Here is a 7,209-nt window from a genome sequence, read left to right as displayed (position 1 = left end):
CCAACTCAGGATACGCTTCCATGTAAACGCAGCATGCTCTAGAGCACGGCGCCGCCCCTGTCAGCGGGGCGCCGGGGCCGCTTCCCGCGCCCGCGCCCGTTCCGCCGGCGTCGCCGTCCGCCGCACCGCGGCAACGTCCGAGGCGGCGACCGGCGTGCCGCGGTTGCCCCAGGCCGCGCGCACGAAGCTCGCCACGTCCGCCACCGCGGCGTCGTCCAGGCGGCCGGCGGCGGGCGGCATGGTGAAGGCGGAGGGCGCCGTGCGCAGCCCCGGCAGCGTGCTGCCGAACAGTACGATGCGGATCAGCGAGGTCGGGTCGGCATCCAGCACCACCGGGTTGCCGGCCAGCGCGGGAAAGACCCGCGTGTAGCCCTGGCCGCCGCTGCGGTGGCAGGCATTGCAGTTGTCGAGGTAGACGGCGGCGCCGCGCGCGCCGTCGTCGCCGCCGCGCAGCGCCGCCTCCGTGGCGCCGTCCGGCCGGTACGGGTCGCGCGGCGCGCCGCCGAGCGACTTGAGGTAGGCGGCGATGGCGCCGAGATCCGCCTCCGTCATGTGCTGCGTGCTGTGCGCCACCACGTCCGTCATGCCGCCGAACACGGCGGTGAAGCGGTTGCGGCCGGTGCGCAGGAATTCGACGATGTCCTGCTCGCTCCAGGAAGCGAGTCCGGCGCGGGCGTCGTTGCGCAGGGCGGGCGCCACCCAGCCGTCGATCACCGCGCCGCCCGCCAGGTAGTCGGCGCCGTCGCGGTCGGTCAGGGCCTTCTCCTGCATGGTGAGCGCGCGCGGCGTGTGGCAGGCGCCGCAATGGCCGAGCCCCTGCACGAGATAGGCGCCGCGCGCCACGCGCGGATCGGGATAGGCGGCGGCGTCGAAGGGGCGCGGCGCGGGCGCGAAGGCGAGGCGCCAGAAGCGCAGCGGCCAGCGCATGGAGAGCGGCCAGGGGATGTCGGAATCCCGGTTCGCCTGCCGCTGCGGCGCGACGCCGTGCATGAAGTAGGCGTAGAGCGCCGCGGTGTCCGCCTCCGTCAGCCGGGCATAGGACGGGTAGGGCATGGCCGGGTACAGGGTGTGGCCTTCCGGCACCACGCCCTCGCGCAGCACGCGCGCGAAGTCGGCCTCGGAATAGCGGCCGATGCCGGTCTCGCGGTCCGGCGTGATGTTGGTGCTGTAGATCGTGCCGACCGGCGTCGCCATGGCCAGGCCGCCGGCGAAGGGCCGGCCGCCCGGCGCGGTGTGGCAGGCCGTGCAGTCGCCGAGCCGCGCGAGATAGGCGCCGCGCGCCACCAGCGCCGGGTCGGCGGCCGGCGGCGCCGCGGACTCCGTCGCGGACCCCGTGTTGGGCGTCGCGGCGGGAATCGCCCGGGCGCCCCCCGGCGTGGCGGCCGGCCGGGTGCCGAGCCCGGCCGTCGCGAGCAGCACGGCGGCGAGCAGCGGCGCGAGGCGGCGCCTCATCGCGGCACCAGCGGGCCGGGGTTCCTCAGATACTCGCCGCGGATCGCCCGGGCCGACCAGTAGGTCAGCGCCGCCACCGTGCCGGTCGGGTTGTAGCCGAGCCCCTGCGGGAAGGCGGAGGAGCCGGGGACGAACACGTTGTGCACGTCCCAGCTCTGCAGATAGCGGTTCAGCACGCTGGTGCGCGGGTCGGTGCCCATGACGGCGCCGCCGCCCATGTGCGTGGTCTGGTAGGAGCGCGCGTCGAAATGCGCGCCGGGCTGCTTGACCAGCACGTTGATCGACTTCGGCGCCATCGCCCGCGCCACCTTCTCCATCTGCGCGGTGACGTAGCGGCTCATGCGGATGTCGTTGTCGTGCCAGTCGAAGGTCATGCGCAGCAGCGGCTGGCCCCAGGCATCCCTGTAGGTGGGGTCGAGCGAGAGGTAGCAGTCGCGGTAGGAGAGGTTGGTGCCGTGCGCGTCCATCGAGACGGTGTGGCGGTAGGCGTCGCGCGCCGCCTTCTTCCAGGCGGCGCCCCAGCCGGGCGAGCCGGCCGGCAGGGCGATGCCGCTCGCCGGCTTGTTGCCGGCCTGGTTCACCCAGCAGGGCGAGCCGCCGACGAATCCGAGCGGGCCGTGGTCGAAGTGGTCGCCGTTGAAGTCGTCGAAGGCGACGCCGTTGCCGCCGGCGCCGATGAAGGGATCGACATACTTGTCGGTGTCGAAGAACGCCTTGATGGTGGCCATGTTCTGGTAGTTGAAGTTGCGCCCCACCGTGCCCTCGCCGCTGCGCGGGTCGTAGGGCTGGCCGATGCGCGAGAGCAGCAGCAGCCGCGCGTTGTTGTAGGCGAAGGTGGCGACGATCACGAGGCGCGCCGGCTGCGTCACCGTGTTGCCCTCGGCATCGGCGTAGGTGACGCCGGTCGCCTGCCGGCCCGTGCTGTCGAGATCGACGCGCAGCACCTCGCAGCCCGGGCGCAGCTCGAATTCCGGGTCGTCGCGCAGCGCCGGCAGGATGTTCACGTTGGGCGAGGCCTTGGAGTACATGTAGCAGGCGTAGCCCGAGCAGAAGCCGCAGAAATTGCACGGCCCCATCTGGCAGTCGTACGGGTTGGTGTAGGGGGCGGAGGTGTTGGCGGAGGGGATGCTGAAGGGGTGGAAGCCCACCTCCAGCGCGGCGCGGCGGAACAGCTCGGCGGAATAGGTGTTCTTCTGCGCCGGCAGCGGGAAGGGGCTGGAGCGGTCGGCCTCGAAGGGATTGCCCTCGCCCACCACCTGCCCCTTGACGCGGTAGGCGGTGCCGGAGGTGCCGAAGACCTTCTCGGCGAAGTCGAAATGCGGCTCCAGCTCGGCATAGGTGACGCCGAAGTCCTGGATCGTCATCTCGTCCGGGATGAAGCCCCGGCCGTAGCGTTCCTCGTAGTGGCTGCGCAGGCGCAGCTCCTCGGGCAGCACGCGCCAGTGGCAGCCGGACCAGTGCAGCCCCGCCCCGCCCACGCCTTGCCCGGGCAGGAAGGCGCCGAAGCGCCGGTACGGCACGGCCTGCTGGCCTTCATTGTGCCGGATCGTCACCGTGCTCTGCGAGAGATCCTGGAACAGCCTGTGCCGGACGTTGTAGGTCAGCTCGTCCAGCGTCTTCGGGTAGGCGCCGTCGGGCCAGGTGTCGCGCATCGCGCCGCGCTCCAGCGCCACCACGCGCAGCCCCGCCTCGCGCATCTCCTTGGCCATGATGGCGCCGCACCAGCCGAAGCCGACGATGGCGACGTCGACCTCGGGCCGCCGTGTCTCCGCCATCGCTCAGGCCCGCCGGCCGGTGATCGACATCGGCGGCAGCGGGTAGGGCCTGCCGTCGTGGCGGTCCACCCAGTCCCAGAAATCGCCGCGCGCGCCGGGGAAGCCCACCATCTTCCAGCCGCCCATGCCGCGGTTGCCGCCATGCACGGGGTCGGCGAAGTAGCCGTGCAGCGTGTCCTGCAGCACCGAGGCGAAGAAGTAGGCCGATGGCAGCGCGGGGCCGAGATCCGTCTCGCCCTTGTCGAGCGCGTGCAGCACCGCGTCGCGCGCCGCGGCGTCCAGCTCGGCGAACGCCCGGCCCTGCGCGCGCCGCACCGAGGCCTCCACCGCGGCGATGCCCTGCCGGTAGAGGTCGCGCGGCGTCAGCGGGGATTGCACGCCGAGCTCGGGCGGGCCGTCGACGAAGGGGCCTTCCATGTACCAGAGCTTCCCGAAGCCCCAGGGCGTGGCGAGCTGGCGGTCGATGAATTCCGGCACGCCGGCCTCGACCGCGCCCGGCCCGGTCTCGTCGGCGGGGATCAGCCGGTCGCAGAAGGCGTGCAGGAAGCGCCATTCCGTGGCGGTAAAGTAGCCGGGCGCGTAGGCCGCCGGGGCCGCCGCGGGCGGCGTGCCGGCCTCGGCCCGCCCGATCCCGGCATGGCCGGCTTCCAGCCCGGCCAGCGCCGGCAGCAGCGCGGCACCGAGCTTCATCAGGCCGCGACGATCGCTCGGCAGGCTCCCATTCGACATGACGCGATCCCCTTCGCCGCCCCGAGGGGGGCCGCCGCGGGGGGCGTGCGGGCCTCGGCCCGCCCGATCCCGGCTTGGCCGGCTTCCAGCCCGGCCAGCGCCGGCAGCAGCGCGGCACCGAGCTTCATCAGGCCGCGACGATCGCTCGGCTGGCTCCCAGTCGACTTGACGGGATCCCCTGCGCCGCCCGGTGGGGGGCCGCCGGGTTCCGGAACGCGCCGACAGGAACGGTGTTGCACATCGGTGTGAGGCGGAGTGGCCGGGTGCCCCGCCGCGCCGGCGGTGGGCGTCGGGGCGGCAGCCTGCCCGGGCATGGCACCGGCCCGCGCGGGGCGGGGTGGGGCGGGCCCGTCCTGCCCCGGCCCTTCCCGGAGCGGCCCGTTCTGGACCGGCCCGTTCTGGGCCGGCCGGGTCTGTCGGCACCGGCCGGTCCCCACGGTCGGCGCGGTGCCCGGAACCTGGTCCGGCCGGGCGTCAGGCCACCGCCGGCGCCGCCACCGGCGCCTCGATCCGGCCGGCCGCCCGCCGCCGCAGCGGCTTGACCACCGCGATCGCCAGCACCGCCGCCGCGATGTTGCAGGTCGCGGCCACCAGGAACACGCCCTCCCAGCCGCCGCTCACCTGCTGGAGCACCGAGGAGAGCGGCACCAGCAGCGCCGCCGTGCCCTTGGCGGTGTAGAGCATGCCGTAGTTGGTGGTGGCGTGGCTGCGGCCGTAGAGGTCCGTGCACAGCGCCGGGAACAGCGAGTAGATCTCGCCCCAGGCGAAGAAGACGAGGCCGGTCAGCACCACGAACAGCACCGGGTCGGCGCCGAAGTGCATCAGCGCCAGGATGCCGATGCCTTCCAGCAGGAAGGCGCCGAACATGGTGTTCTCGCGCCCGAGATGGTCCGACACCCAGCCGAAGAAGGGCCGCGTCAGCCCGTTCAGCACGCGGTCGATCGAGAGGGCGAAGGTCAGCGCCGGCAGGGTCAGGCCCAGGATCGAGACGGGCGTGTTGGCGATGCCGAAGTCGTGCGCGATCGGGGCGAGCTGCGCCGTCGCCATCAGCCCGCCGGCGCAGACCATGACGAACATCGCGTAGAGCACCCAGAACAGCGGCGAGCGCAGCACCTGGCCGGGCTTCCAGTCGGCCCCCTGGCGCATGCCGCTCCCCTGGGCGCCGCCGGCCGGCGTGGCCTGGGCCGCCACCACCGGCACCTCGCCCGCGGCGGGCTTGCGCATCGCCAGCGAGGCCAGCAGCAGCACCGCGCCCTGGCCGAGTCCGAACCACAGGAAGGTGGCCTGGTAGCCGTGCGCCTCGATCATCCAGGCGATGGGCAGGATGGTCAGCGCCGAGCCGCCGCCGAAGCCCGCCGCGGTGATGCCGGCGGCGAGGCCGCGCCGGTCGGGGAACCAGGCGAGCGCGTTGCCGACCGAGGCGGCGTAGACGAAGCCCGCGCCGGCGCCGCCGACCGCGGCCGCCACGTAGAGCAGGGCAAGGCTGTCGGCGACCGCGTTCATCGACCAGCCGGCCGCCACCAGCAGGCCGCCGGTGAAGACGGTGGCGCGCGGGCCGAAGCGGTCGATCAGCCAGCCCTCGATCGGCAGCAGCCAGGTCTCGGCGACGATGAAGATGGTGAAGGCGACCTGGATCGCGGCGCGGCTCCAGCCGTGCTGCGCCTGCATCGGGCCGACGAAGAGCGTCCAGCCGTATTGCATGTTGGCGATCATCACCATCGCCAGCACGCCGAGGGCGAGCTGCCCCCAGCGCCGGGCGGGTGTCGCCGGATCCACTCCCATCGTGTCGCTGCGTGTCATGACGCCCTGCGCTCCGGTACGGGTAACGAGATGCCGCAATGCAACAGACAGCTTCGGTCGCGCGCAATGCCATGTTTGTAAATTTTCTACAGTTTTCAGGGTGTTTACAGAAGTTTTCTTGCGCACTGGGTTTGACAAGGCTTTACAAGCCGCTCGCCACGAGGGCGTCCCGCCCCGGGGCGGCGCCGGCCGCGACGGGGACGGGACGCCGGCAGCGGGACCGGCCGGGGATGACGAACGGGGCCATCGGCCGGCTCAACGGGACGGCGATCCGCTGTAGGCTGCCGGCCCCGACCGCCGAGAGGTTCCGCCATCGTGACGCCGAGCGTTCTCCTCGCCGACCGCACCTTCCCCGACACCGCCCGCTACCTCCGCGAGGCCCGCCCGGACTTCGTCCTGGCGGTGGACGACCTCGCCGCCGGGCTGGCGGCCGATCCGGGCCGCCGCTGGGCCGCGCCGGTGCTGGTACCGCTGATGACGCGGGTGGACGGCGCGCTGATGGACCGGATCGACGGGCTGCGCCTGATCCAGCAATGGGGCGCGGGGCTGGAGGGGGTGGACATCGAGGCGGCGACGGCGCGCGGCATCGCCGTCGGCAACGTGCCGAGCACGCTGACGGGCAACGCCGAATCCGTGGCCGAATGGTGCGTGATGGCGGCGCTGGCGCTGGGGCGGGACCTGCTGCGGCTCTTGGCGCGGATGCGGGCCGCCGGCGGAGCCGGGGGCAACGCCACGATCGCCGACTGGGGCGCGCCGACCGGCCAGGCGCTGCTGGGGCGCACCGCCGGCATCGTCGGGCTGGGCGGCATCGGCAAGGCGCTGGCGGCGCGGCTGCGCCCCTTCGGCATGCGGGTGGTCGCGGCGACGCGCACGCCGGATCCGGCGGCGGCCGCGGCGCTGGGGCTTGCCGGGGTGACGGGCATGGACGGGTTCGCGCGGCTGCTCGGCGAGAGCGACTACGTGTTCCTCTGCCTGCCGCTGGGGCCGGCGACTCGGCACGTGATGGACGCGGCGGCCTTCGCGGCGATGAAGCCCGGCGCGTTCCTGGTGAATGTCGGGCGCGGCGGTCTGGTGGACCAGGACGCGCTGCTGGCGGCGCTGGAGGCCGGGCGGCTCGCCGGCGCGGCGCTCGACGTGTTCACGCCCGAGCCGCTGCCGGCGGCTTCCCCGCTGCTGGCGCGGCCGGAGATCCTGGCGACGCCGCACATCGCCGGCGTCACCGACTGGTCCTACACGCGCGCGGCGGGGGAGATGGCGCGGGCCATCGACGCCTGCCTCGCCGGGGCGGCGCCGACGCACGCCGTGAACTGGGCGGCGGTGCGGGGGCGCTGGCGGGGCGATGCGGCGGGGTAGGGCGGGCCGGCGGCAGGGCCGCGCCGGCTCCCTTTCCCCTCCCGCGCGAGGCGGCGTGGCCCGGCCCTCGCGGCCCGGCCGGGCTACGGCGAACCGCAGT

General features: G+C 73.9%; 5 protein-coding genes. 1 reads left to right on the top strand and 4 read right to left on the bottom strand.

The window, feature by feature from the left end:
* Positions 1–60: 60 nt before the first annotated feature.
* From M0638_RS27500 to oxlT, 4 genes are all read right to left on the bottom strand, one after another.
* Entirely contained in the window at positions 61–1,452 is a 1,392-nt protein-coding gene (locus tag M0638_RS27500) for a cytochrome c (RefSeq protein WP_248670150.1), read from the bottom strand.
* Complete coding sequence (locus M0638_RS27495) at positions 1,449–3,227, bottom strand: GMC family oxidoreductase (protein WP_248670149.1); 1,779 nt, start codon at positions 3,225–3,227, stop codon at positions 1,449–1,451. The genes M0638_RS27500 and M0638_RS27495 overlap by 4 nt, the downstream gene beginning before the upstream one ends.
* Before the next feature lie 3 nt (positions 3,228–3,230).
* Positions 3,231–3,956, bottom strand: a complete 726-nt coding sequence (locus tag M0638_RS27490) for a gluconate 2-dehydrogenase subunit 3 family protein (protein WP_248670148.1) — start codon at positions 3,954–3,956, stop codon at positions 3,231–3,233.
* 474 nt (positions 3,957–4,430) lie between these two features.
* Entirely contained in the window at positions 4,431–5,756 is a 1,326-nt protein-coding gene (oxlT, locus tag M0638_RS27485; protein WP_248670147.1) for an oxalate/formate MFS antiporter, read from the bottom strand.
* A gap of 315 nt (positions 5,757–6,071) precedes the next feature.
* Between oxlT and M0638_RS27480 the strand changes: the two genes are divergently transcribed.
* Positions 6,072–7,109, top strand: a complete 1,038-nt coding sequence (locus M0638_RS27480) for a 2-hydroxyacid dehydrogenase (protein ID WP_248670146.1) — start codon at positions 6,072–6,074, stop codon at positions 7,107–7,109.
* The last annotated feature ends 100 nt before the right edge of the window (positions 7,110–7,209 follow it).

It is taken from the genome of Roseomonas acroporae, assembly GCF_023223525.1.
In the GTDB taxonomy this organism is placed as follows: Bacteria; Pseudomonadota; Alphaproteobacteria; order Acetobacterales; family Acetobacteraceae; genus Roseomonas_E; species Roseomonas_E acroporae.
This window is presented reverse-complemented; position numbering and strand designations above follow the sequence as displayed.